The sequence below is a fragment of the Peribacillus sp. NPDC056705 genome, from assembly GCF_043656335.1.
Genome location: NZ_JBHTYI010000003.1, coordinates 96,100 through 122,798, shown reverse-complemented (window position 1 = coordinate 122,798; position 26,699 = coordinate 96,100). Strand labels below are relative to the sequence as shown.

The window sequence follows — 26,699 nt, the reverse complement described above, 5'->3', positions numbered from 1 at the left end:
GAGGAGGTGAATATATGAATTCAGCAATTAATTCTTTACTTCCCTTGGCATCATTAGGTCTAAAGGTACCAGTTAAGCCAAATCAGCAAACTGATTCAGGGTTTGGTTCAGTCCTACAATCAGCCATTGGGACAGAACCGCCCATTCCATCGGATATAGGCGCCATTACTGAAGGACGAATGTCTGTAATAAAGGATTTACTTGGTTTTTTGAAACTTGAAAGGCTATGTGAAACAGGGGAAGAGAGAGTTGCCGAAGCCCCTTCTGTAAACCAGCAAGACAACGACCTTATTTTACAGGTCCTAAAAAATGTAGCCGGAAATGATGAGGGTGCTCTTGATGATTTCCTTGGGAGCATCGAGGATCTCGATTTAGAACAAGAAGTGGACGACGACTTCAGCCTGACTCCACAAAGTTTGTTATCAGCCAATGTCATGGATCTGTATACCATCCTGAAAAAAATTACTGTTTTAAGCGAAGAAAAATGGAATGACCCCTCATTATCCGGTGTGGTGAATCTTTTGAAACTGGTGAAAACTCATGATCTTCTCTCGGAAAATAAGGATATGACCCAAGATGAAGCGGCCATCCAGAAACAATTGAAACACCTGCTTGAAGGGTTGACGGGAAAGTTGGAGAAATGGCTGTCCAATCAGTCAAAAGCAGAACCTGATCAATCCAACGCTCTGAGGAAAGGGCAAACTCATACAATAGAAACATTGAAAAGTGCATTCTCGCAATTATCCGGGAGCGACAAGGTAAATAAAGATGGGACAGTCAGCAGCGGTGTGACTTTGCAAAGTTCGGATAGTGGTAAACATCAAGGGACTGGTATGCCTTTTCTCATGACAAAACTAGAGCAATTCGTCTTGGCAGTTCCTAAGGGTGAGCAAACTGTCAGTCAAGAGGAGTTTATTAAACAATTTGAAAATATTTTGAGTAAGGCGAACTTTAACGGAACCAACGGTGTAAATAAACTTTTAATCAGATTGACTCCTGAACATTTAGGGTCCTTAAGAATCGAGTTGATTCAAAAGGATGGTATGCTGTCAGCCAAGATTACGGCTTCTACTGCTCAGGCCAAAGATATGCTGGAGAATCAGATTCATGGCTTAAAACAAGCCTTTAGCGGACAAAACATTCAAATTGAAAGAATTGAAATATCACAGGCCTTCAATGCTTTTAACTCTGAGAAATTCAGCAATAAAGATGCGGATGAACATAATGAACAACAGGAGAGTAAGGAAGAAAGCAATGAGGAAACGGAAAGCGAGTTTACGGGATCCCTTGCCGATGCTCTGTTAAATCTTGAAGTGTAGGTGAAAAAATGACGACCATCGATACGTCACTATTATTATCAAATTCTCAAACTGAAAATAGAAAAACCGGGGATGCATTGGGAAAGGATGATTTCTTGAAATTGTTGCTTACCCAGTTTCAAAATCAAGATCCGTCAAGTCCGATGGACAATACGGAATTCATCGCCCAAATGGCCACCTTTTCTTCCCTGGAACAGATGATGAATATGGGAGCCCAAATGGAAGAAATAATCGGGATCAATCAACAAAATAGTTTAATGAACTATAACTCTTTTGTCGGTAAGGAAGTCACTTGGCACAAATTGGATGAAGGCGATGATAAGCTTGGGATAGAAGAAGGGACAGGCATCGTAAAATCGATCCAATATAAGGGTGATGGCGTTTATTTTCTTTTAGAAGATGGCACAAAGCTTGAACCCGCAAATATTTCAGCAATGAAACAACCAAGTTCCACGTCGAATAGTTTGACGGCGGCAAGTGAATTAATAGGCAAGCGTGTTTCCTGGATGGACGATAAAAATGGTGAGTCGTCTGCTGTCGTAATTTCGATATCCATGAGTAATGGCAAGCTGGAAATTGAAGTGGATGATGAAAACAACACCAAGTTAACATCAGAGCAATTGATGAAGATCGCTAAAGCTTAAGGGATGGAAATATCAATGAACTTGGTTTTCAAGCAAATTCCGCTCAGCTTTTGCCACAAACAAAATTACCGTTAAGGCAAAGGCGGATAATCCAAAGCGACTTACGACAGTTTTTTCAAATTGCTGTCTCCACAAATGAAAAATTGAGCATTAGTAATCATGCTCAATTGCGGATGAGTCAACGGAATTTAGAAATAGCACCAAAAACCTGGAACAAAATAGCTGATAAAGCCAATTAGGCCAAAAAGAGGGGTGTAACTGAATTTCTTATCATTATTGATAATGAGGCACTCATAGTAAGCACAAAAAACAACAAGGTCATTACGGTCATGGACAGGGATGTAGCAACATCACAAATCTTCACGAACATCAATGGAACCATAATTTTAATAAATAGGCTGGACCTGGAACAGGAAGCCTGGACTGTGGAATGACGGAAGCAGTCGATAAATGAAAGGGGAGCTTTCACATGCTTCGTTCAATGTATTCGGGAATAAGCGGATTAAAAAACTTACAAACAAAATTGGATGTAATCGGTAATAACGTCGCCAATGTCAATACATATGGTTTCAAAAAAAGCCGTGTGACATTCAGCGATGCGATGAACCAAACGGTATCTGGTGCAAGTGCAGCAACAGCCAATAAAGGCGGAACCAATTCTAAACAAATTGGATTGGGCTCCACGATAGCTACAATCGATACGATCCATACACAGTCAAGCCTGCAAACCACCGGCCGCGATCTTGATTTAGGAATATCTGGTGATGGCTATTTTGTCGTCAAGCAAGGCGATTCTCTTTCATATACACGTGCAGGAAACTTTTATCTGGATGATAACGGTACACTTGTCAATGCGAATGGGTTGAAAGTACAGGCTTACAAGGTTGATGAAAACGGTAAACGATCAAAAACGATTGGCGACGTTGCTGTTAACGTCAATGCGATTTTACCTGCTATTGCTACTACTAAAATATCAGTAAGTGGAAATCTAGCTGCTGACGCAATTGATGGCACCGTATTTAGCCAGCAAATGAAAGTTGTGGATGAAAACGGAAAAGAACAAACGGCTACTATCTATTTTCAAAAAAACGGTGTTGATAAATGGGAGCTTTTTGATGAAGAACCTGCTGCTTTGGGGGATACATCAACAACTAAACCAAAACCGTTCACTTCGGTGAAATTCGATGCAAATGGTCAGATAGTGGCAGCCGATAAAACCCAGGCAGGTCAAACCATTAACATTTCAAGCGGCAAAGAGGATGACTCGGATACAACAGTTGATGAAAGCGTGCAAAAAGTTAAGTTGGATTTTGATTTCTCGAACCTTACTCAAGTTAAAGGTTCCACTACAGCTCTTGTCAATCCAGATGGTAATAAAGAAGGAAAACTGGAAAGCTTCAATATTGGCGCATCAGGGGAAATAAATGGCGTTTATTCCAACGGTCTGATAACAACCTTAGGCCAACTGGCCGTCGCCAAGTTCTCCAATGCATCAGGCTTGACGAAAACGGGTGGTAACACTTTTCAGGAATCAATCAATTCAGGTACGGCAAACATCAATATCGCAGGTGAGGGGCGTGGTGTGATTGCATCAGGTTCATTGGAAATGTCCAATGTGGATTTATCCGAAGAGTTTACTGAAATGATCGTTGCACAACGTGGTTTCCAGTCGAATTCCAGAATCATCACGACGTCGGATGAAATTTTACAGGAATTAGTTAACTTAAAACGATAAGTTAAGGGAGGGAGGAGCCAGGTGCTTTTGCTCTGGCTCCTAAATATCATTATCAAAGTCACAAGGCTCAATGGAAAATGCTTTCATATCAATGCATTGTACATAGACACAGTCGAGTCATTGCCAGATACGACCATTACTTTTACAAATGGTAAGAAAATCGTTGTGCTAGAGAAGGAAGAGGAACTGGTTGGAGCTATTATACAATTTTACCGTACCGTCAATATTCTCGGTTTTCGTAAGGATGTGGAGGAAAGTTCATGAAAAAAAAACTAATGACTATTATGTTGATTATACTCGTGGCTATAACGCTTGTAGGTGTCATAGCGGTCGTGGTTGTGACAAAGTTATCTGATCCCACATCTGCTGAAGGTAAACCTAGCATTGACGAAATTGTCAAATCATCAGTTGAGATTCCTGAAATCACTACGAATCTTGCCGGCAATGATTATATCAAAATCTCTTTTATGGTCCAAACAGAAAGCAAAAAAGCGAAAGAAGAGTTGGAAAAAAGAAATTTTCAAGTGAAAAATATAATTATAACCGAACTATCCGAAATGAAAGCGGAAGAGTTAACCGGTAAAAAAGGCAAGGAAAAGCTTCAAGAAACTTTGAAGACCAGAATGAATGAATTAATGGAAGAAGGAAAAGTTGAAAAGGTTTATATTACTTCCTCGATTCTGCAATAAGAACATCCTTGCTTCATTAAATAAGAAGGGGAAGCTTTGGAGGTGAGTGTTAATGTCCGGGGAAATATTATCGCAAAATGAAATAGATGCTCTGTTATCGGCCATTTCCACAGGTGAAATGGATGCAGATGATTTAAAAAAAGAAGAAGTAGAAAAAAGAGTGAAAGTTTACGACTTTAAAAGGGCGCTTCGGTTTTCAAAGGACCAAATCCGCAGTTTGACCAGAATACACGAGAACTTTGCGAGGCTGCTGACCACATACTTTTCTGCTCAACTTAGAACATATGTCCAAATATCCGTTGCTTCGGCAGATCAAATACCATATGAAGAGTTTATCCGATCAGTTCCAAAAATGACTATCATGAATGTTTTTGAGGTACCGCCCTTGGATGGCCGAATCATTATTGAGGTCAACCCGAATATCGCCTATTCCATGATGGATCGTGTTTTGGGCGGGCGGGGCATAAGCGTGAATAAGGTAGATAGTTTAACCGAAATAGAAACGAAAATCATGTCGAATTTATTCGAGAAGGCTTTTGAAAATTTACAGGAGGCTTGGGGAACGATTGTTGAAATCGAACCGGTAATGACAGAGTTCGAGGTGAATCCACAATTTCTGCAACTGGTTTCACCCAACGATACTGTTGTGGTCATTTCCTTGAATACACAAATCGGCGAAACGAGCGGAATGATTAATGTTTGCATCCCTCACGTCGTATTGGAACCGATCATACCAAAGTTATCCGCTCATTATTGGATGGAAAATTCCCAAAAGGAAAAAATCCCAGAGGAAATCATGATTTTGGAAAAGCGTATCCGAAACGCAGATCTTCCCATTATTTCCGAACTTGGTTCTACGGATATCACCATTCAGGACTTTTTGCTGCTTGATGTTGGCGATGTCATCGATTTGAATAAGGCAATCGATGAACCTTTGACGATTACAATTGGGGGGATTCCAAAATTCAGTGGGCAGCCAGGAAAAGTAGGAAAAAAACATGCTATCCAGATTCTTGATATTTTGAAAGGGGGAGACGAAGATGGTAAGTGATGGAATGCTTTCACAAGACGAGATAGATGCCCTTTTAAAAGGTACAAGTGATATAGAGGATGAGGTGTTCCCTCTCTCGATTGACGATTATTTATCAATGATGGAACTCGACGCCCTCGGTGAAATTGGTAATATCTCCTTCGGAAGTTCGGCCACTGCCCTATCCACTTTATTGAATCAGAAAGTGGATATCACCACCCCGACGGTTTCTTTAATTGAAAGGGGACAGATCGCGGAAGAATTCCCGCATCCGTATGTAGCGATTCAAGTGCAATATACAGAAGGTTTTTCAGGTATAAATATGCTGGTCATCAAGCAGAGCGATGCTGCTATCATTGCGGATTTGATGCTTGGAGGAGATGGGGAGAATCCTTCTGACCTGCTTGGGGAAATTCAATTGAGCGCTGTTCAGGAAGCAATGAACCAAATGATGGGTTCTGCTGCGACATCCATGTCGACCATTTTCAGTAAAAAAGTGGATATTTCTCCACCTAGCATAGACTTACTTAATTTTTTAAATGGTGTAGGTGAAAATGCGATACCTGACGAGGATTTATTTGCAAAAATCTCATTCCGCCTCCGTGTCGGAAACTTAATTGACTCCAGTATTATGCAATTGTTGCCGTTAGAGTTTGCTAAAGGGTTAGTTTCTGAATTATTAAATGGGACGAGCGAAAGCCAGCCTACCGATATTAAAACGCAACAAGTACTAAGTGATCCAGTAATAAACATTCCAAATCAGGAGCCTGCATCCTTCCAGGACACCAGGCCAGATCGATCGGCAAACGAAATTTATGGACAAGGCGGTCACCGAACCCAACCTGCGAACCAAATGCCGAATGTTCCGCAACATTTTGGAGTTTCATCCGTACCAACAGGACAGCCGGTAAATGTTCAGCCTGCCAGTTTCACTAGTTTTCAGCCTTATCAGCTTCAGGAGTCTGAAACGAAAAACCTCAGCATGCTGATGGATATCCCTTTGCAAGTAACTGTGGAGCTTGGAAGAACGAAACGCTCCGTAAAGGATATTTTGGAGCTGTCCTCCGGATCGATCATTGAATTGGATAAATTAGCAGGAGAGCCAGTGGATATCCTGGTAAACAGCCGCTTGATAGCAAAAGGTGAGGTAGTGGTGATTGATGAAAACTTCGGGGTACGTGTTACGGATATCATGAGTCAAAGTGAACGATTAAATAATATAAGATAATTTGGGGGACGAGAATAATGGCTAATAGAATTTTAATTGTGGACGATGCAGCATTTATGAGAATGATGATAAAGGATATCCTTTCTAAAAATGGTTTTGAAATAGTCGGGGAAGCAGCAGATGGCGCCCAAGCAGTGGAAAAATATAAAGAAACCCATCCGGATCTTGTAACGATGGATATTACCATGCCTGAAATGGACGGGATTACGGCGTTAAAGGAAATTAAAAAGGTACACCCTCAAGCCAAGGTCATTATGTGTTCTGCGATGGGGCAGCAAGCCATGGTCATTGATGCGATCCAGGCGGGGGCAAAAGACTTCATCGTGAAGCCATTCCAGGCAGACCGGGTATTGGAAGCCATAAATAAAGCATTAAGTTAAGAGGGTGTCTTCATATTGTTTTTAATAAAAAAATGGCTTCAGGTCTCACTGTTGATAGCAGTATTCTTCTCTGGGGCCATACAGGCCCATGCGGAAGACCCTGGTAAAACAGTGAAGGATGTTTATGAGCAGCCAGATGATTTAAAGGTGGATAAAGATGAATCAATAGACTCGAAATCTACCGGACAGGCTTCTAATCATGATAAAGTGGGGATAACCGTTTGGGAGTTTCTGAGGATGATATTTGCTACTATTTTTGTTGTGGCCCTTCTATATATCCTATTGAAATTCATCAATAAAAAAAATAAATCGTATCAAAAGGCAAATTCAGTGGAGAATTTAGGCGGTACGGGCCTTGGGGCAAATCGTTCAGTCCAGCTTGTTAAAGTAGGCGGGCGAATATTGGTGATCGGGGTTGGCGAAAACATTCAGCTCTTGAAAGAAATAGATGATCCCGAGGAATATGAACAGCTTTTGAAAGATCACAACGATAAGATCGATCAAATGATCCAGCCTGGGGAATTTGCCATGAAGTTGAAAAATAAGTGGTTGAAGAAAAGCGAATCCGGAACTGCCAGTTTCTCTGCAGAGTTCAAAAATCAACTTGATCAAATGTCCGATAGCAGGAAAAGGCTGTTAAATGAGCTTGGTAGGAAAGGAAGAGACAATGAATGAATGAGTTCATGGAGTTTTTTAATAACAGTGATCCCACTAATGTCTCTACTTCCGTAAAACTTGTTCTCCTAATGACTGTCTTATCGCTGGCACCAAGCATATTGATCTTGATGACCTGTTTTACAAGAATCATCATTGTCCTGAGCTTTGTGAGAACATCGCTAGCTACCCAGCAGATGCCGCCGAACCAGGTACTGGTCGGCCTGGCACTTTTCATGACATTCTTCATAATGGCACCGACTTTTCAGGAAGTGAATGAAAAGGCATTAACCCCGTTATTTAATGAAGAGATAGATTTAGAAGAGGCATATGTTCAGGCCTCGATACCATTTAAGGAATTCATGAGTGCCCATACAAGGCAAAAGGATCTGGCGTTATTCTTGGAGTATGCCAAGGTGGATAAGCCGGAAACGATACAGGACATACCCATGACTGCCTTTGTACCAGCTTTTGCTATCAGTGAAATCAAAACGGCTTTTCAAATAGGATTTATGATTTTCATACCATTTTTGGTTATCGATATGGTCGTTGCCAGTGTCCTGATGTCGATGGGGATGATGATGCTGCCGCCAGTCATGATTTCCCTGCCATTTAAAATCCTCCTTTTCATTCTTGTTGACGGATGGTATTTAGTAGTGAAGTCTTTATTACAGAGTTTTTAAGCAGGTGAGAAAAAATGAGTGCAGATTTTGTTATTGATATAGCAGAAAAAGGAATTTATATGGTATTGATTATCGCTGGCCCATTGATGGTCATCGCTCTTATAGTAGGACTACTAGTAAGCATCTTTCAGGCGACTACACAGATTCAGGAACAAACCTTGGCATTTGTTCCAAAAATCGTGGCAGTCTTATTGGGACTCATTTTATTGGCTCCATGGATGCTGAGCCACCTATTATCATACGCAAATGAAATATTCGGTAATCTGAATCGATTTGTAGGGTAGGACATGGAGGAACTATTTCCGCACTTTCCCGCCTTTTTATTAATTGTGGTACGGGTCACTACGTTTTTCGTGGCCATGCCGATTTTTTCTTACCGTTCAATACCGGTACAACATCGGGTAGGGCTTGGAATCTTCCTTGCCTGGATCATGTACTATACCATTGATGCCCCGGTTCTGGTATTGGATGTCACATTTTATTTATTGATCATGAAGGAAGCGCTGGTTGGGCTTTTCATCGGGTTTGCCGCTTATATGATTTTATCGGCCGTGCAAATCGCTGGAGGATTGATTGATTTTCAAATGGGTTTTTCAATTGCGAATGTCATCGATCCCCAAACGGGGGCACAAAGCCCGCTGATGGGACAATACCTTTATACAATCGCTTTATTATTCCTATTGAGTACGAACGGCCACCATTTGCTTTTGGATGGAATTTTTTATAGTTACCAGTTCATCCCGATTGACCAATTATTTGTACCATTCGGAGATCATACACTGATAGAATATTTGGCCAAAGCTTTCAGCAGAGCTTTCATGATTGCTTTTCAAATGTCCATACCTGTAGTGGGAAGTATTTTCTTAGTGGATGTCACGTTAGGGATCCTTGCCAGGACGGTCCCTCAATTAAATGTGTTCGTTGTCGGGATCCCAGTGAAAATCATTGCCGGCTTAGCGGTTATCATACTGGTAATGGGGATGATGATGACAGTTGTAACACAACTCTTCAATTTTTTGCTTTTGACCATGCGTCAACTAATGCAGTTGATTGGAGGCGTTTGATATGGAGAGGCTTCAGCTGGATTTACAGTTTTTCGCTGGAGAGAAGACCGAAAAGGCGACTCCCAAAAAACGTCAGGATTCGAAGAAAAAAGGTCAGGTGGCAAAGAGTCAGGATGTAAATACCTCTGTGAATTTAATTGCAGTGTTTTCTGTGCTATTGCTTATGGGACCATACATGTATAATCATCTGCTCGGTCTCATGAAAGAATATCTGCAACATTTTACCTTGTCTGGATTCAGTGAGGAGAATATGCAAATTATCATGATTGAGGTTTTAAAGGAGATGGGCCTTATCCTGGGACCCGTTTTCGCAGCAGCGATAGTGGCTGGGATATTGGCTAATGTCATGCAAATCGGTTTTTTGTTTTCGACTGAATCCATTCAGTTCAAACTGGATAAATTGGATCCCATTAAGGGATTCAAACGTATTTTTTCAATGAGGGCCATCGTTGAATTATTGAAATCCATCCTTAAAATATCATTTGTTGGTTTTGTTGCCTTTTATGTACTATGGCAGCGCATGGACGAGATTATGATTTTATCACAGATTTCTGTGGAAGAAGCGATGGCAACATTGGCGGATATTACGATTAAAGTAGGGTTTTATGCTGCCGTGGCTTTATTGTTCATTGCTCTATTAGACTATTTGTACCAAAAATATGACTTTGAAAAAAACATCCGGATGTCCAAACAGGATATTAAGGATGAGTATAAAAATTCCGAAGGGGACCCGCTCATCAAATCCAAGATAAAGCAAAAGCAAAGGCAGATGGCCGCGCAAAGAATGATGCAGGAAATTCCCAATGCGGATGTCGTCATCACTAACCCGACGCATTTTGCTATTGCTTTAAAATATGATGAAGAAAAAGCTGAGGCTCCGTACGTAGTGGCAAAAGGCGTTGATTTTGTTGCTCAGAAAATTAAATTCATTGCTAAAGAAAACGATGTGGCCATGGTGGAAAATCGGCCTTTGGCCAGGTCATTATATGATCAGGCTGAGTTAGGCCAGGCGATACCTGAAGAGTTCTTTAAGGCGGTCGCTGAAATACTGGCCTTTGTATATAAAACCAAAGGTAAACTGTAAAGAAGTAATAGGGTAACCCGCTAGTTAGGAGAGAAAAACATGCGAGCAAGAGATTTAGTTGTTATATCAAGCGTCATCATGATCGTTACCATGTTGGTCATTCCATTGCCAACATGGTTGTTAAGTATTTTACTCCTTTTAAATATCTCTCTTGCGTTGCTGGTTCTATTGACTACGATGAATATGAAAGAACCTCTCGAATTTTCAATCTTTCCTTCCTTGCTCCTTTTACTGACATTGTTCAGGCTGGGGTTGAATGTTTCGACGACTCGTGCCATTTTGACCTATGGTGATGCTGGAGGAGTTGTAGAAACCTTTGGGTCGTTTGTAGTCGGCGGTAACGTGCTTGTAGGATTAGTTGTATTCATCATTTTGGTCATCATCAATTTCATCGTCATCACCAAAGGCTCCGAACGGGTCTCGGAGGTAGCGGCAAGGTTTACGCTGGACGCGATGCCAGGGAAACAGATGGCCATAGATGCAGATTTGAATGCTGGGATGATCTCCGAAAACGAAGCACGTGGCAGAAGGGAAAAGATTAGTAACGAAGCAGACTTTTATGGATCCATGGATGGAGCGAGTAAGTTTGTTAAAGGGGATGCCATAGCGGGCATCATCATTGTCATCATAAACTTGATTTTCGGTATGATTATCGGCGTCATGCAATTGGACATGAGCTTTGGAGAAGCAGCCGTCCATTTTTCCATGTTATCGGTTGGTGACGGTATCGTGAGTCAGGTACCTGCTTTATTGATTTCTACAGCTACGGGTATTGTCGTAACCCGGGCAGCCTCGAATGGAAACCTCGGAGCGGATATTGTTGAACAGTTATTCCAATTTCCCAAAATGCTTTACCTGACAGCTGCAACCATTTTCCTTTTAGGTTTATTCACTCCCATTTCCGACCTATTCACGATTCCGATCGCTGCTTTATTAGTCGTTGGAGGGTATACAATTTCAAGAATACCAAAGCAGGACGAAAGTGAAATACAAGAAATGGAAGAAGTGTTGGAAACCGATGAAATGAAAAGTCCAGAAAGCGTTGTTAACCTTTTAAGTGTCGACCCGATCGAATTTGAGTTTGGATATGGATTGATTCCGCTTGCGGATGCCAATCAAGGGGGAGACCTGCTGGACAGGGTCGTCATGATCCGCAGGCAGCTTGCAATTGAATTGGGACTCGTGATCCCTGTCGTCAGAATACGTGACAACATTCAGTTGAATCCCAATGAATATCGGCTGAAGATTAAAGGAAGCGTCATGGCCAAGGGGGAATTGCTCCTAAATCATTTCTTGGCCATGAGTCCAGGGATGGAGGATGATTCAATAGAAGGAATCGATACGATAGAACCGTCTTTCGGTTTACCGGCCAAGTGGATCACGGATGATATGAAAGAACATGCTGAGATGTTGGGTTATACAGTTGTGGACCCGCCAAGTGTTGTATCCACTCACTTGACGGAAGTGATAAAGGCCAATGCGCATGAATTATTGGGCAGGCAGGAAACGAAACAATTGATCGATCATCTCCACGAATCGGCACCTATACTAGTAGAGGAAGTCACTCCGAACCCCTTGTCCATAGGAGATGTACAAAAGGTATTGGCAAAATTATTGAAGGAAAAAGTTTCAATAAGGAACTTACCGATCATTTTTGAAACACTTGCTGATTATGGCAAGTTATCGACTGATACAGATTTGCTTACTGAATATGTAAGGCAGAATTTAGCCAGGCAAATCACGAATTCTTTTCTTTCGGATGAAAATAGAATTAAAGTCATAACATTATCGGGGAAAGTGGAAAAGACCATCGCGGATGGTGTACAGCAAACCGAACATGGTAATTTTTTATCATTGGATCCAACTATATCGCAATCCATATTGGAGGCAATTGCAGCCAAATTGGAAGAGCTGACCCTAATGGATCACCAACCGATCTTACTCTGTTCTCCAGCAGTAAGGATGTATGCCCGGCAATTAACTGAACGATATTTTCCTAATGTACCGATTCTTTCATACAATGAACTTGAGTCGAATGTAGAAGTACAAAGTGTAGGGATGGTGAATTTCGATTGAAGGTAAAGAAATATTTGGCACCATCAATGAACGAGGCAATGAAGCGAATAAGGGAGGAACTAGGCAGTGATGCGGTAATCTTAAGTTCAAAGGCTGTATATACTGGTGGTTTCTTAGGATTATTCAAAAAGAGGAATATTGAAGTCATTGCAGCCATAGACCCAGTGCCACAGCCTGTCCAAACCGTAACCAAACAAAAGTCGAAGAAGTTGCCATCAAAGCTGGAAGTGGCAAGTCATGCCCCTGAGCCTAATGGAGGCAATAGGGAAAGTGCTGACCTAGTAAAAGAAATCGAAGGTTTGAAAGATATGATAAAGAGTTTGCAAACCTATTCACTTGATAGAAAATATCCGGGGAAACTGCAGAAAGTCCATGAATACCTAACCGAGCAGGAAGTGGATATATCACTTCGGTGCCAAATCATGGATGAACTGCTTGAAAAATGGTTCGTTTTTAAACGGCAATCCACTGATGAAGAGGTTCAAGCTTGGTTGGAAGAAGCCATGCTCGCGATTTTGGAAAAGGTCGAAAATGGAAAAAATGGGCTGCAAAAAAAGTATATTAATATTGTTGGTCCAACAGGTGTGGGAAAGACAACGACCCTGGCAAAAATAGCTGCGGAAACCATGTTGAAGCATGATAAAAAGGTGGCTTTCATTACGACGGATACGTACAGGATCGCTGCAATAGATCAACTTAAGACATATGCCAAGATTCTAAACGTTCCCATTGAAGTCGCTTATAACCTGGAAGACTTCAAAAGAGCGGCTGAACGCTTCTCCCATTACGATAATGTTTTTATTGATACGGCAGGAAGGAATTTCCTTAACCCGCAATATGTTAAGGATCTTAATGAAATCATCCATTTTACTGATGAGATGGAAACCTATTTAGTGTTGTCATTGACTTCCAAACAAAAGGATATGGAAGATATTTACCGACAGTTTGCTAGCATACCGATTAAACAGGTGATTTTTACAAAAGCGGACGAAACCTCCACTTTCGGACCGATATTTAATTTTATACACACTCATAAATTGGGAGCGGCCTATATAACAGATGGACAGAATGTGCCAGACGATATTGAAATAGCTACATCATCACAGCTATTGAAAATGGCTATCGGGGCTAAAAAATATGAAAGATCAAGCTGAGAATTTACGAAAAAGATTGGAAGCCCGCCAAAATAAATCAATGGCCAAAACGATTGCCGTTTTAAGCGGTAAAGGTGGAGTGGGAAAATCAAACTTTACTTTGAATTTTTCCATTGCCTTATCCCAAAGAGGCAAAAAGGTACTGTTGTTCGATATGGATATCGGTATGGGGAATATTGATATTTTGATAGGTGAACACTCTCCCTGCAGTATTATTGATTTTTTTGAAAAAGATTGTAGTTTGAAGGATATCATCATGTCAGGACCGGGAAATATTTCAATCATTACAGGTGGTACAGGGTTGACGGATCTCTTTTCACTTGATGAAGATCAGTATACCCGTTTTAATGAAGAATTCAGTTTATTGTTGGCGAATTACGATTATATATTATTTGATATGGGAGCAGGCATCACTAAGGATTCCATGAAATTCCTGTTATGTGTGGATGAATTAGTCGTTATCACGACGCCTGAACCAACTTCTATCATGGATGCATACTCCGCAATGAAATATATCCATTCAGTAAATAAAGAGATTCCATTGTTCCTAGTTTGCAATCGGGTTTTCACGAGTAAGGACGGCAAGGAAACGATTAAGCGGCTCCAAAATGCACTAGTGAAATTTTTGGGACTGGCAACTGTAGCTCTAGGGTACTTGCCAGATGATAGAACCGTACCCAAATCTGTTACCAAACAAATGCCCTTTCTCCTTTTCGATTCTGAAGCCGATGTATCCAAAGCCATTTTGGACATTGCTTCAAGATATGCAAATCATTCATTTGGGGAAGAATTGACTTTGCAAAAAAGTCATTTCCTCCAAAATATGAAGAGATATTTTTTTGGAAAGTAGGTCTCCTTATATGGGTAAAGTAAAAGTGCTGATAGTGGACGATTCTGCGTTTATGAGAAAGTTAATTTCAGAGTTTTTAGCAGAAGATAGCAGGGTGGAAGTCATCGGGACTGCCAGGAATGGAAGAGATGCCATTGACAAAATAAAGGCTTTAAAACCCAATGTCGTGACTTTGGATGTGGAAATGCCGATTATGGACGGATTGGAAGCATTAAACCGGATTATGAATGAATGTCCGACCGCTGTAGTCATGTTATCAAGCACCACGAAAAAAGGAACGGAAAATACATTTGCCGCCATGAACAGTGGAGCCTTTGACTTTGTGGCTAAGCCTTCGGGAGCCATTTCATTGGATTTACATAAAATCAAGAAAGAACTCCATGAAAAAGTTATGGCTGCCAGCAGGGCAAATGTTCACAAACTAGAAAAAAATGCAAAAAATATTGAAAGAGGCCCATCCGTTTGGGGAAAATATAGTAAAATAGATTCAATGGATATGCCTAAAAGTGAAAAAGATATAAAAAAATGGTCCTATGGATATAAGAAGATAATCGTTATCGGCACATCAACAGGAGGCCCGAGAGCTCTGCAGACAGTCTTGACAGGACTCCCAGAAGAAATTGATGCGCCCATACTCATTGTCCAGCATATGCCCCCCGGATTCACAAAATCCTTGGCAACACGCCTGAATTCATTATGCAAGATTAAAGTGAAGGAAGCTGAAGAGGGAGAACTGATACAAAAAGGTATCGCCTACATCGCACCTGGAGGTTTTCACTTGAAAGTGAAGAAGGTCGGGATGAGCTGGGCAATCCTTTTGGATAAATCCGAAGTGCGTCATGGACATCGCCCGTCGGTTGATGTGCTATTTGAATCGGTAAGTGAAATGAATGATTCTGCGAAAATAGCCGTTATCATGACCGGGATGGGAAAGGACGGGTCGAGAGGGCTTTCGAATCTTAAACAAAAGGGTCCTTTAAAAGCGATAGCCGAATCACAGGAGACATCAATCGTTTTTGGTATGCCTAAAGCGGCAATCAATACCAAGTTAATAGATAGCGTAGAGGATGTAGAAGAAATAGCTAAAGCGATAATAAGCTATTGTTAACACGTGGAGGTGTGAGATTGTATGGATATGAATCAATATTTAGAGGTATTTATAGAGGAAAGTAAAGAACATCTTCAAACGTGCAGCGAACAGTTGCTGGTACTCGAAAAGAACCCGGAAGACCTCTCGATCGTAAACGAAATCTTTCGTTCCGCCCATACCTTAAAAGGGATGTCGGCAACTATGGGGTATGAGGATCTAGCCAACTTAACTCATAAAATGGAGAATGTGCTGGATGCGATTCGAAACAGCCAAATCGCCCTTTCGCCTGAATTGTTTGATGTGATATTTTTAGCGGTTGATGATTTAGAAGCAATGGTCATGTCCATTGCTGAAGGTGGAGATGGAAAAAGAAATGTGAAGGATGTTGTCCATCAGCTGGAAATGATTGAAAAAGGGGAGTCGCCCTTTTCTTCCACCAATGCAGAGATTGCAGCAGCTTCTGCCGTCCTGGAAAAGAAGGAAATGATTGCGGGAGAGTACGATGAATTTGAATGGACAGTACTTCAACAGTCAAAGGATCAAGGCTTCAACAGCTTCGAAATTTCGATAGGGTTGCGTGAGGACTGTCTTTTAAAAGCTGCCCGTGTTTTTATGGTTTTCGAAGTGCTTGAAAAGTCAGGTGAAGTAATCAAGTCCCACCCACCCGTCGAACTTTTGGAAGAAGAGCAATTCGATCAGCAATTTACGGTCACGATGGTAACAACAGAATCGGGTGAAGAGATAAAGAAAAAAATCATGAAGGTTACCGAAGTGGATCAAGTTGTTGTAAATGCACTTGATCTAGAATGCATGCGGCATGAAGCTAAATCTAACGAGGATAATGTTACTGGAATTCTAAAACAAGAGTCAAATGATGTCTTGCTTCCAACTGATAACGATGATAAGAAAAAACAGGCTCCCGTCAAGCCGGCATCAAGCAAGACCATTCGGGTGAACATTGAGCGGCTTGATATATTAATGAATTTATTCGAGGAATTAGTAATCGATAGAGGCAGACTTGATCAAATTTCCAGCGATTTGGATAATCAAGAATTGCATGAAACAGTAGAAAGAATGTCCCGTATAACAAGTGATTTACAAACAATCGTATTGAACATGCGGATGGTGCCCGTGGAAACTGTATTCAATCGTTTTCCTAAAATGGTTCGTCAATTGGCAAGGGATTTAAACAAGAAAGTCAATTTGGAAATCAACGGTGCCGAAACGGAACTTGATCGTACAGTCATTGATGAAATCGGTGATCCACTCGTCCATTTAATAAGAAACGCCATGGATCATGGAATTGAAACAACTGAAGAACGTTTAGCTAAAGGAAAGAATGAAGAAGGTAAAATCCTCTTAAAAGCATATCACAGCGGTAATCATGTTTTCATTGAAATCGAGGATGACGGCGCAGGCATTAATAAAGATCGAGTCTTGAACAAGGCCCTATCCAATGGGATATTAACTAAGGAAACTGCCGCCACCCTAACGGATAAGCAAATCTATGAATTGATTTTCGCTTCTGGTTTTTCAACAGCGGAAACCATTTCAGATGTATCGGGACGGGGTGTGGGGCTCGATGTGGTTAAAAATACTATTGAGTCCCTCGGTGGATCTGTCACGATCGATTCCAAAGAGAATGAAGGATCCATCTTCCTTATTCAACTTCCGCTTACATTGTCCATTATTTCTGTCATGCTGGTTGCAATCCAAAATGAAAAATATGCCATACCGCTTTCTTCCATTATTGAAACAGCAATAATAAAAAAAGCAGATATCATGAATGCCCATAATCAACAAGTTATTGATTACAGGGGGAAGGTCCTACCGCTTCTGTTCTTGAAAGATATATTCGAAGTTCCTATCAGTCAGGAAGAAGAAGAGTCCCTCTCTGTGGTCATTGTAAGAAAAGGTGATAAATTAGCAGGGTTAGTCGTTGATTCATTTATCGGGCAGCTGGAAATCGTTCTGAAGTCACTAGGTAATTATTTAACTAGTGCATTTGCAATTTCCGGGGCAACGATACTTGGTGATGGGCAAGTTGCTTTAATCATAGATTGCAACACATTGATTCATTGAATGATAGATAAATGGGCAGGGTAACGGGGCGTTGGTTCGACCGTGCCGATTCGTATCAAAGCTTTACAATCATCATGAGTTTTTTTAAAGGAGGGGAATAGATGTCGGAGGATATGAAAGTTATTGTATTTCAAATTAAGGATAAAGAATATGCAATTCCAGTGGATAAGGTCAGTGGTATCGAAAAGCTTCTGCATATTACAAGAGTTCCAAAGGCTGTAAAATTTGTTAAGGGAGTCATAAATTTAAGGGGTGTAATCACTCCAATTATTGATTTACGGGTTCGTTTTGGTTTCGAAGAGGTGGAATACGATGAGTCAACAAGGATTATCGTCGTCATTCTGGATGATATGGAAGTGGGGCTAATAGTGGACTCTGCCAATGATGTTTTGGATATTCCCGTGGAAAGTATCGAACCTCAGCCTGAAATTGTGGGACATTCAGCTTCAGAATATATTAGCGGAGTGGCTAAAATTGAGAAGCGACTGCTCGTCCTAATTAATTTGGAGAAGGCCTTAAGTCTAGAAATGACTGAAAATATGTTAAGAGAAGGATAATCATATGTCATTCATTGAGAAAATCAACCCTCTTCAACTCGATATTTTGAAGGAAATCGGTAATATAGGTGCAGGGAACGCAGCAACCGCGCTTTCTGCCATCCTTAATAGGAAAATTGCTATGAATGTTCCTAATGTCCGAATCGTTTCCTTTGATGAAATGATGGAAATGGCTGGCGGGGCCGATCACGTCGTTGCCAGCGTTTTCCTTAGAATGGAAGGTGATGCTTCAGGGAGTATGTTTTTTATCCTTTCGCTACCCGTAGCTGAATACTTGATTCGTAAGATGACTGGTGATGTGACCTTTTTAATAGATTCAGCACCCTATAATGAATTGGCACTCTCTTGCCTTCAGGAGTTAGGGAATATTTTAGCGGGATCCTATCTCTCTTCCCTTTCTGATTTCACCCGATTGAATATCCATCCATCCGTTCCTTCCTTGAGCATCGATATGGTAGGGGCAACGATCAGTTATGGATTATTGGAATTATCTCAAGTAAGTGACGCAGCCATCGTCATTGATACAGTACTTGAAAAAGACCAACTTTTTGATGACTCCATTAATGGTCATTTCTTTCTATTACCTGATCCCGAATTTCTTGATATCATTTTTTCCGCTTTAGGAGTATCACCTAATGACTGAATTGATAAAGGACCAGGTTGTTAAGGTTGGAATAGCGGATATGAATATAATAAAACCTCCCTATACGATTCGTACTTCCGGGTTGGGGTCGTGTGTTGGTGTCGTGATTTATGATGAAAAAAAAGAAATTGCAGGTTTGGCCCATATCATGCTGCCTGACTCTTCACTCAGTAAATCGGGACAGATCAACATTGCCAAATTTGCAGATACGGCCATTAAGGAATTAGTGCAGATCTTAGTGAAAGAAGGCGCAAGAATGCCTTTCCTAAAAGCGAAGTTGGCTGGCGGAGCGCAAATGTTTCAATTTGCCTCAGGAGGGGCTTTAATGAGGATAGGACCCCGGAATGTGGAAGCTGTCCGGAAAGAGTTATCTGACTTGCGGATTAGAGTCGTTGCCGAAGACGTTGGCGGGAATAGCGGAAGAACGATCGAATTCAATTTTAATGATTGTTTGCTAAAAATTCGTACCGTTACAAAAGGAACTAAAAACATATAGGATCGGAATGGCTTTTGAAAAGCCAAAAATATGACAGGTGCACTTGCTACTGAACCATTAATGCATTTATGGCTCTAGGGGCCGTTTTGATCACAAATCATATAACAATGTTAGGAGGATGTCCAATGTCTCATCTGACCATCGAAGAAGAGCAGTTATGTTGGAAAAATTGGGTGGATTGCAGAGATCCGCTGGCCGGGGACATTTTGGTAAAGAAATACATACCTCTCGTATCGTATCATGTTCAACGTATTTCGGTAAGTCTTCCTAAAAATGTGAGCCGGGATGATATAAGGAGTTTAGGGATGATGGGGTTATTCGATGCCCTGGAGCGCTTTGATACGAAGCGCGACCTGAAGTTTGACACATATGCATCTTTTAGAATCCGTGGTGCTATTTTAGATGGATTAAGGAAAGAGGATTGGCTTCCACGGAGTGCAAGAGATAAAGCCAAGAAAATTGAATCTGCAATAGAAAGGCTGGAGCAGCAATACATGAGGAACCTTTCGCCAAATGAGATTGCCGCTGAATTGAATATCCCGGAAGATGAAGTATATGCTGCATTAAATGAGAATTTCTTTGCCAATGTACTATCAATTGATGAAAATCCCCAAGAGGACGATAAAGAAAGCGCGAATTTTCATATTAAAGATGAAAAGGCGGATTTACCTGAGGAACATGTGTTAAGGGAAGAACTGTATGTGGAATTAGCCAAAGTCATAGAAACGCTTAATGAAAAAGAACAGTTGGTTTTACAGCTTTTTTATAAGGAAGAACTAACATTAACCGAAATCGGACAAGTGATGAGCTTATCTACTTCCCGGATATCCCAAATTCACTCGAAAGCGATATATAAATTAAGAAACACGATGCAAGATCAAAAGATTTAATCATGATTTTTTTTGAAGAGGGCTTTGGAGAACGAAGAAAGCCCCTATATGTCAACTTGAAAAAATTCTTACGGGTACCCGGATCAATAAATGTCTCGAAATCACAGAATGTTCGAACTGTACTTTTTCAAGCATAGAGAAAGTAATCAAGGAAAAACAACAGTGAAAAAAGATCCCCATCCGTATTAGGGTAACAGGATTGACTATTCCGGTTAATAGGAGGCAACATGTCAGCGTTTTTTATATTTCTGTTGTTTGTATTAAACATATTCACCATTTTCGCCATCATCGTTTTATATCTTCGCCAAAATCGTTTAAGTAAGTTGGAAAAAGACCAAAAAGCCATCATTGGGGAAATGGAACAACTTTTGTCAGGTTATTTAATGGAGATGAAAGAGGACAACGAGACATTGGTAAAGGCAGTCACCAATTCGGTGGCTATGAATCACGATCATGGACACAAAGAAAAAGAACATGGTTCAAACAAGGAAACAAAGGATGATAAAGATGAAAAACAAGAACAAAACAGTAAGTATGAAGAGGGAAATCGTGCCGCAGCTAAAATGAAGGCGATTAACGCTTATAAAATAGTGCCTGAAGAAAATGAGGCCAATGCTCTACCCGTAAAAGTCGAGGACAAATTGGAGCTTTCATCGGCAGCCACTTCCCCTCAAAACGAGGGGAAGCCGGCTGGCATGGAATTTTCGGGCATGCTGCAGGCTTCGTTAAATGAATGGTCATTGAATGAAAAAGTGGATATGTTAGCAGATCAAGGGAATTCAGTAGAGGAAATCGCCAAAAAGTTAGGTCGCGGTCAAACGGAGATAGAGCTATTACTAAAGTTTCGCGAGAATAGATAAGTTATCTCTTGATTGTACAGAGTCATTATGATATATTATGAAATGGTGTTAATACACACGCCCCGTGATTCTTGCAGATGGTGCTGTTACGACAGTTTCTGTATGAAAATGATCGGTGCGGAGGAAAAACAAAACCATTTAGGAGGAACTAAAATGTCAGTCATTTCTATGAAACAATTGCTTGAAGCTGGTGTGCATTTCGGACACCAAACACGTCGCTGGAACCCGAAAATGAAGAAATATATCTTCACTGAGCGTAACGGCATCTACATCATCGACCTTCAAAAAACAGTTAAAAAGGTTGAAGAAGCTTATAACTTCGTGAAAGAACTAGCTGCTAACGGTGGTACTGTTCTTTTCGTCGGAACTAAAAAGCAAGCTCAAGAATCTGTTAAAGAAGAAGCTATCCGTTCTGGTATGTACTATGTAAACCAACGTTGGTTAGGTGGAACTTTAACAAACTTTGAAACAATCCAAAAACGTATCGCTCGTCTTAAAGATATCGAAAAAATGGAAGAAAACGGAACTTTCGAAGTCCTTCCTAAAAAAGAAGTTATCCAACTTAAAAAAGAATGGGATCGCTTAGAAAAATTCTTAGGCGGTATTAAAGATATGAAGACTCTTCCAGATGCGATCTTCGTTATCGACCCTCGCAAAGAGCGTATTGCTGTTGCGGAAGCACACAAATTACACATTCCACTTGTTGGTATCGTTGATACAAACTGTGATCCGGATGAAATCGATGTAGTTATTCCTGCGAATGACGATGCAATCCGTGCTGTTAAATTATTAACAGGTAAAATGGCAGATGCTATCTTAGAAGCTAAACAAGGCGAAGAAACAGCAACTGAAACAACTACTGCTTAATAAGTAAAAAAGGTTGCTTATTTAGTAAGAAAAAAGGTGATAAGAGGATAATGCCTTTTATCCCTTTTTTTTGCACTAAATGAACTTACATAAAATCACTGTACGGAATGTCTTTTTAAAAAGGTATGGGCGATTTTTGAGGGATGAAAATCATCAACTAGTTTAGCTCCGTCAAACTGACTGAAAAAGTTGATGTTTTTTCAGGAAAAATTCTCAAGGCTTGTTATTTTCTTTGATGATAACAAGTATTTTTTGGCAATAATGGGTAAAGATTGAATAAACTGCATTTAATTTGAGGAGGATATATATTATGGCAATCACTGCACAATTAGTTAAAGAATTGCGTGAAAAAACTGGTGCCGGCATGATGGACTGTAAAAAGGCACTTGTACAAACAGAAGGCGATATGGAAAAGGCAATCGATTTCCTACGTGAAAAAGGGATTGCAAAAGCTGCTAATAAAGGCGACCGTATTGCTGCTGAAGGTTTAACTTCAATCGTTGTGGAAGGAAACCAAGCGGTTATTCTTGAAGTGAACTCAGAAACTGATTTCGTTGCTAAAAATGAAGGCTTCCAAATTCTTGTTAAAGAATTGGCTTCATTCCTTCTTGCTAACAAACCTGCAAGCGTTGAAGCAGCTCTTGAGCAAACAATGGAAAATGGAGCAAAAGTTGCAGATCATATCAATGCTGCTGTTGCAAAAATCGGGGAAAAATTAACTCTTCGCCGTTTCCAAGTCGTTTCTAAAACAGATAACGACGCATTTGGTGCATACCTTCACATGGGTGGACGCATCAGCGTACTATCAGTTCTTGAAGGTACAACTGATGAAGAGGCAGCTAAAGGCGTTTCAATGCATATCGCTGCAATTAACCCTAAATATATCTCTCGTGACCAAGTTGATGCCAGCGAACTAGAACGCGAACGCGAAGTTCTTACTCAGCAAGCACTTAATGAAGGAAAACCTGAAAAAATCGTTGCAAAAATGGTTGAAGGACGTATCAATAAATTCTACGAAGAAATCTGTGTTAACGAACAAGCTTTCGTTAAGAACCCTGATCAAAAAGTGGGACAATTCGTTGAATCTAAAGGTGGAAAAATCCTATCATTCGTTCGTTATGAAGTAGGGGAAGGTCTTGAAAAACGTCAAGAAAACTTTGCTGAAGAAGTAATGAATCAAGTTAAAAAAGACTAATTGTCAGATAATTAATAATAGGGAACACTCTTGTGTTCCCTATTTTTTGAAATGTCATGAATTTTTGGTAGTATTGCAAGAAAACATGATGAACGAATGAAAAGATTACATAGTTGGAGGTTCTCATGAGTAACGCTAAATATAAACGTGTCGTTCTAAAACTAAGTGGCGAAGCATTAGCCGGTGAAGAAGGATTTGGAATTAACCCTGCAGTAATTAAATCCATTGCTGAACAAGTCAAGGAAGTGGCTGAGCTTGATGTGGAAGTGGCTGTTGTTGTCGGCGGCGGAAACATTTGGCGCGGAAAAATAGGCAGTGAAATGGGCATGGATCGTGCTAATGCCGATTATATGGGTATGCTGGCTACAGTCATGAACTCATTGGCATTACAAGACAGCCTTGATCAGCTTGGAATTGAAACCCGCGTGCAAACTTCCATTGAGATGAGACAAGTCGCAGAACCATACATTAGACGCCGTGCAATCAGGCACCTAGAGAAAAAGAGAGTGGTGATTTTTGCAGCTGGTACAGGTAATCCATACTTCTCAACGGATACCACTGCCGCCCTGCGTGCTGCTGAAATTGAAGCTGATGTCATCTTGATGGCGAAGAATAATGTGGATGGCGTATACAATGCAGATCCGGTAAAGGACAAAAATGCAGTGAAGTATGATAAACTTTCCTATCTTGATGTGATTAAAGAAGGGTTAGAAGTAATGGATTCAACTGCGTCCTCACTATGCATGGACAATGATATTCCATTGATCGTCTTCTCGATCATGGAAAAAGGTAATATTAAACGGGCCGTTTTAGGCGAAACGCTTGGAACTATCGTAAGGGGGAAATAAAAGATGCCGAAACAAGTTATTTCGAATGCGAAAACGAAAATGGAAAAAGCCATTGGAGCGTACACACGTGAATTAGCAAGCATCCGTGCCGGAAGGGCAAATGCCTCATTGCTTGATAGAATCTCGATTGATTATTATGGTTCGCCGACACCAGTCAATCAAGTGGCTGGCATTTCTGTCCCGGAAGCTAGATTATTAGTCATTCAACCATATGATAAAACTGTATTGGGTGAAATCGAAAAGGCGATTTTGAAATCAGACTTAGGCTTAAATCCTTCTAATGACGGATCGGTCATCAGGATAGCCATTCCGGCGTTAACTGAAGAGCGTAGAAAAGAGCTTGTGAAAGTTGTGAAAAAAGAAGCGGAAGAAGCGAAAATAGCTGTCCGTAATGTGCGTCGAGATGCTAATGATGATTTGAAAAAGCTTGAAAAAAGCGGTGAAATCACTGAAGATGATTTACGTGGCTATGCTGATGACATCCAAAAGATGACAGATGGCAATATCACGAAAATCGATGAAATTACAAAAGATAAAGAAAAAGAAATTTTGGAAGTATAATTTCCGCTGAAGAATTGATTAAATAAAGAGGGCCGAATCCATACAGGGTCATGTCTTGGTTCTAACATATAGGTGTGCTTAAATGAGAAAACTGTTATAATAAGGTTTCTCCGATTATGATTACGCCTTGAGTTAGTATGTTGCATGCAAACGTTGGAGGTGGTCCTTTTTTGCATTTTTCATGGTATTCATAAACCGGTTTTAGAAAAAAAGAAGTAATGATTTCTCCCTTTCTAGCTTCTATTGAAGAAAAAATTTTCATAATAATAATATGAGAACCAGTTTTTTTTTGATATTATAATATAGATTCTTTTTAAGCGGCAGAAAGCTTGATATACATAGTGCACGACAACTTTGCCTTTGTAGAGAGATAAGTACAACCTGATGGGGGACTAACATATGTATTCACTTTGGAAGCGTTTCGTTAAAAAAGATGCTTCTTCCGATGTAACAAATAGGATTCAGCATATTAAACAGTTTGATGTTCCTCAGCATATAGCCATCATTATGGATGGAAACGGCCGTTGGGCCAAAAAGCGTGCATTGCCACGTGTGGCGGGTCATCATGAAGGAATGAAAACCGTTCGTAGGATTACGAAAGTTGCCAATAAATTAGGGGTCAAAACTTTGACAGTCTATGCGTTTTCAACTGAAAATTGGAAACGTCCGAAAAGTGAAGTAGACTTTTTGATGAAGCTTCCACAGGAATTTCTTGGGACATTTTTACCCGAGCTCATTTCCGAAAATGTAAGAGTAGAAATGATAGGGGACTTGTCTCTCATTCCGTCACATACTCAAAGTGCCGTTAAACGGGCAATGGAAGACACGAAAGGTAATGATGGGATGATTCTGAATTTTGCCCTGAATTATGGAAGCCGCGGGGAGATTGTATCTGCAGTGAATAGCATCTTGAATGATGCTAAGAATGGTATAATAAAGGAATCTGTAACTGAGGAAATGTTATCCAGTTATCTGATGACCAAACATTTGTCGGATCCTGATTTACTGATCCGTACAAGCGGTGAAATCCGTTTAAGCAATTTCATGCTTTGGCAGGCAGCTTATACTGAAATGTGGTTTACTGAAGTGCTATGGCCGGATTTTAGTGAAGAGCATTTATTGCAGGCAGTTGAGGAGTATCAAAAGCGTTCACGAAGATTCGGTGGCGTTTAATGTAGAAGGCGAGGAAAATGGAATAATGAAACAACGAATTATTACGGCGGTCGTAGTTGCCGCTATCTTCATTCCACTAGTCATTTTAGGGGGCATTCCCTTTTTACTGACGGTTTATCTGTTAGGGTCAATTGGTTTGTATGAACTGATGAAAATGAAAAAGTTACGTGTATTGTCTTTTGAATCATTTCTTGCACACATATTATTGTGGGTGCTTTTATTGCCTAATGAGCATACCGCTTTTTTAGCGGAAATAAATTACGATAAGGTTCAAGTCTTCTTAATCGGGGTTTTGCTGCTGTTACTTTATACAGTCGTTTCAAAAAACCGTTTCACTTTTGATGATGCAGGCTTTCTCGTGATTTCAATCCTATACTTGGGGATAGGTTTCTACTACCTATTTGAAACACGGGACTCTTTGGGGTTAGGGCTGATCTATATCCTGCTTACCCTATTTACGATCTGGGCAACCGATTCCGGAGCCTACTTCATTGGTAAATCACTTGGTAAAAGAAAGCTATGGCCAGAAATAAGTCCAAACAAGACAGTGGAGGGATTTATCGGCGGGTTATTTTCCGCTATGGTAGTGGGTGTTCTATTTTACGTCTTCTCCAACCTTGACTACACGTTATTACAATTATTATTGATTTCATTAATCATTGGGGTATTTGGGCAATTGGGTGATCTTGTCCAATCGGCGTATAAACGTCATTATGGCGTTAAAGATTCAGGGAAGCTTCTCCCGGGACATGGAGGAATTTTGGACAGGCTTGATAGCGTGATATTCATTTTACCGATTTTGCATTTATTGCACGTTTTATAATATATATATAGGCAAGCGTTATTG

30 protein-coding genes are annotated in these 26,699 nt (G+C 40.5%); all 30 read left to right on the top strand.

All coding sequences use genetic code 11. The annotated features are described in order from the left end of the window. Positions 1 to 14: 14 nt before the first annotated feature. A complete protein-coding gene (locus ACFRAK_RS05250; protein ID WP_387599887.1) occupies positions 15 to 1,319 on the top strand; it encodes a flagellar hook-length control protein FliK in 1,305 nt (434 codons plus the stop codon). A gap of 8 nt (positions 1,320 to 1,327) precedes the next feature. Next, positions 1,328 to 1,963 carry a flagellar hook assembly protein FlgD gene (gene flgD, locus ACFRAK_RS05245; protein WP_394571389.1) on the top strand — a complete coding sequence of 212 codons (636 nt, stop codon included), beginning with the start codon at positions 1,328 to 1,330 and terminating at the stop codon, positions 1,961 to 1,963. Between the two features lie 269 nt (positions 1,964 to 2,232). Beyond that, entirely contained in the window at positions 2,233 to 2,397 is a 165-nt protein-coding gene (locus ACFRAK_RS05240; RefSeq protein WP_394571444.1) for a hypothetical protein, read from the top strand. Between the two features lie 35 nt (positions 2,398 to 2,432). Beyond that, positions 2,433 to 3,698 (top strand): flagellar hook protein FlgE, encoded by a 1,266-nt coding sequence (locus ACFRAK_RS05235; protein ID WP_387599895.1) that lies wholly within the window; start codon positions 2,433 to 2,435, stop codon positions 3,696 to 3,698. A 48-nt stretch (positions 3,699 to 3,746) separates the two neighbouring features. Further along, complete coding sequence (locus ACFRAK_RS05230) at positions 3,747 to 3,962, top strand: flagellar FlbD family protein (RefSeq protein ID WP_076367895.1); 216 nt, start codon at positions 3,747 to 3,749, stop codon at positions 3,960 to 3,962. Further along, on the top strand, positions 3,959 to 4,387 hold the full coding sequence (fliL, locus tag ACFRAK_RS05225; protein ID WP_260284256.1) for a flagellar basal body-associated protein FliL: 429 nt from the start codon (positions 3,959 to 3,961) through the stop codon (positions 4,385 to 4,387). Before ACFRAK_RS05230 ends, fliL begins: the two co-directional genes overlap by 4 nt. 52 nt (positions 4,388 to 4,439) lie before the next feature. Beyond that, positions 4,440 to 5,438 (top strand): flagellar motor switch protein FliM, encoded by a 999-nt coding sequence (fliM, locus tag ACFRAK_RS05220; protein ID WP_260284257.1) that lies wholly within the window; start codon positions 4,440 to 4,442, stop codon positions 5,436 to 5,438. Then, positions 5,428 to 6,645, top strand: a complete 1,218-nt coding sequence (gene fliY, locus ACFRAK_RS05215) for a flagellar motor switch phosphatase FliY (protein ID WP_260284258.1) — start codon at positions 5,428 to 5,430, stop codon at positions 6,643 to 6,645. Before fliM ends, fliY begins: the two co-directional genes overlap by 11 nt. A gap of 17 nt (positions 6,646 to 6,662) precedes the next feature. After that, complete coding sequence (gene cheY / locus ACFRAK_RS05210; protein WP_387599900.1) at positions 6,663 to 7,025, top strand: chemotaxis protein CheY; 363 nt, start codon at positions 6,663 to 6,665, stop codon at positions 7,023 to 7,025. A gap of 15 nt (positions 7,026 to 7,040) precedes the next feature. Beyond that, positions 7,041 to 7,700, top strand: a complete 660-nt coding sequence (locus ACFRAK_RS05205) for a flagellar biosynthetic protein FliO (protein ID WP_394571388.1) — start codon at positions 7,041 to 7,043, stop codon at positions 7,698 to 7,700. Further along, positions 7,697 to 8,362 (top strand): flagellar type III secretion system pore protein FliP, encoded by a 666-nt coding sequence (gene fliP / locus ACFRAK_RS05200; protein ID WP_387599907.1) that lies wholly within the window; start codon positions 7,697 to 7,699, stop codon positions 8,360 to 8,362. Before ACFRAK_RS05205 ends, fliP begins: the two co-directional genes overlap by 4 nt. A gap of 14 nt (positions 8,363 to 8,376) precedes the next feature. Beyond that, positions 8,377 to 8,646 carry a flagellar biosynthesis protein FliQ gene (gene fliQ / locus ACFRAK_RS05195; RefSeq protein ID WP_101224658.1) on the top strand — a complete coding sequence of 90 codons (270 nt, stop codon included), beginning with the start codon at positions 8,377 to 8,379 and terminating at the stop codon, positions 8,644 to 8,646. 3 nt (positions 8,647 to 8,649) lie between these two features. Further along, on the top strand, positions 8,650 to 9,426 hold the full coding sequence (gene fliR / locus ACFRAK_RS05190) for a flagellar biosynthetic protein FliR (protein WP_387599910.1): 777 nt from the start codon (positions 8,650 to 8,652) through the stop codon (positions 9,424 to 9,426). A gap of 1 nt (position 9,427) precedes the next feature. Beyond that, positions 9,428 to 10,510 (top strand): flagellar biosynthesis protein FlhB, encoded by a 1,083-nt coding sequence (gene flhB, locus ACFRAK_RS05185; RefSeq protein ID WP_394571387.1) that lies wholly within the window; start codon positions 9,428 to 9,430, stop codon positions 10,508 to 10,510. 39 nt (positions 10,511 to 10,549) lie between these two features. Next, a complete protein-coding gene (gene flhA, locus ACFRAK_RS05180; RefSeq protein WP_394571386.1) occupies positions 10,550 to 12,586 on the top strand; it encodes a flagellar biosynthesis protein FlhA in 2,037 nt (678 codons plus the stop codon). Next, complete coding sequence (gene flhF, locus ACFRAK_RS05175) at positions 12,583 to 13,740, top strand: flagellar biosynthesis GTPase FlhF (protein WP_394571385.1); 1,158 nt, start codon at positions 12,583 to 12,585, stop codon at positions 13,738 to 13,740. Before flhA ends, flhF begins: the two co-directional genes overlap by 4 nt. Further along, positions 13,724 to 14,590 (top strand): MinD/ParA family protein, encoded by an 867-nt coding sequence (locus ACFRAK_RS05170; RefSeq protein ID WP_387599921.1) that lies wholly within the window; start codon positions 13,724 to 13,726, stop codon positions 14,588 to 14,590. The genes flhF and ACFRAK_RS05170 overlap by 17 nt, the downstream gene beginning before the upstream one ends. A gap of 10 nt (positions 14,591 to 14,600) precedes the next feature. Then, complete coding sequence (locus ACFRAK_RS05165; protein ID WP_387705816.1) at positions 14,601 to 15,698, top strand: protein-glutamate methylesterase/protein-glutamine glutaminase; 1,098 nt, start codon at positions 14,601 to 14,603, stop codon at positions 15,696 to 15,698. Between the two features lie 21 nt (positions 15,699 to 15,719). After that, positions 15,720 to 17,762: a chemotaxis protein CheW gene (locus tag ACFRAK_RS05160; RefSeq protein ID WP_387599927.1), complete on the top strand. Its 2,043-nt coding sequence runs from the start codon at positions 15,720 to 15,722 to the stop codon at positions 17,760 to 17,762. Positions 17,763 to 17,863: 101 nt separating this feature from the next. Then, entirely contained in the window at positions 17,864 to 18,319 is a 456-nt protein-coding gene (locus tag ACFRAK_RS05155) for a chemotaxis protein CheW (protein ID WP_387599930.1), read from the top strand. Between the two features lie 4 nt (positions 18,320 to 18,323). Next, the gene (locus tag ACFRAK_RS05150; protein ID WP_387599933.1) at positions 18,324 to 18,962 is read left to right on the top strand and encodes a chemotaxis protein CheC; all 639 of its coding nucleotides are present in this window, start codon (positions 18,324 to 18,326) and stop codon (positions 18,960 to 18,962) included. Beyond that, the gene (locus ACFRAK_RS05145) at positions 18,955 to 19,458 is read left to right on the top strand and encodes a chemotaxis protein CheD (protein WP_394571383.1); all 504 of its coding nucleotides are present in this window, start codon (positions 18,955 to 18,957) and stop codon (positions 19,456 to 19,458) included. The genes ACFRAK_RS05150 and ACFRAK_RS05145 overlap by 8 nt, the downstream gene beginning before the upstream one ends. 125 nt (positions 19,459 to 19,583) lie before the next feature. After that, positions 19,584 to 20,348, top strand: a complete 765-nt coding sequence (locus tag ACFRAK_RS05140) for a FliA/WhiG family RNA polymerase sigma factor (protein WP_260284271.1) — start codon at positions 19,584 to 19,586, stop codon at positions 20,346 to 20,348. A gap of 227 nt (positions 20,349 to 20,575) precedes the next feature. After that, positions 20,576 to 21,208, top strand: coding sequence for a hypothetical protein (locus ACFRAK_RS05135; RefSeq protein ID WP_387705818.1), 633 nt, complete (start codon positions 20,576 to 20,578; stop codon positions 21,206 to 21,208). 153 nt (positions 21,209 to 21,361) lie between these two features. Beyond that, positions 21,362 to 22,075, top strand: a complete 714-nt coding sequence (gene rpsB, locus ACFRAK_RS05130; protein WP_034313644.1) for a 30S ribosomal protein S2 — start codon at positions 21,362 to 21,364, stop codon at positions 22,073 to 22,075. A gap of 310 nt (positions 22,076 to 22,385) precedes the next feature. Then, a complete protein-coding gene (gene tsf, locus ACFRAK_RS05125; protein WP_387599942.1) occupies positions 22,386 to 23,270 on the top strand; it encodes a translation elongation factor Ts in 885 nt (294 codons plus the stop codon). Between the two features lie 125 nt (positions 23,271 to 23,395). Continuing rightward, positions 23,396 to 24,118, top strand: coding sequence for a UMP kinase (gene pyrH, locus ACFRAK_RS05120; protein WP_034313639.1), 723 nt, complete (start codon positions 23,396 to 23,398; stop codon positions 24,116 to 24,118). A 3-nt stretch (positions 24,119 to 24,121) separates the two neighbouring features. Further along, a complete protein-coding gene (gene frr, locus ACFRAK_RS05115; protein WP_053534379.1) occupies positions 24,122 to 24,679 on the top strand; it encodes a ribosome recycling factor in 558 nt (185 codons plus the stop codon). A 399-nt stretch (positions 24,680 to 25,078) separates the two neighbouring features. Further along, positions 25,079 to 25,852 (top strand): undecaprenyl pyrophosphate synthase, encoded by a 774-nt coding sequence (locus ACFRAK_RS05110; RefSeq protein ID WP_387599945.1) that lies wholly within the window; start codon positions 25,079 to 25,081, stop codon positions 25,850 to 25,852. Between the two features lie 25 nt (positions 25,853 to 25,877). Continuing rightward, positions 25,878 to 26,675 carry a phosphatidate cytidylyltransferase gene (locus ACFRAK_RS05105; RefSeq protein WP_387707984.1) on the top strand — a complete coding sequence of 266 codons (798 nt, stop codon included), beginning with the start codon at positions 25,878 to 25,880 and terminating at the stop codon, positions 26,673 to 26,675. The last annotated feature ends 24 nt before the right edge of the window (positions 26,676 to 26,699 follow it).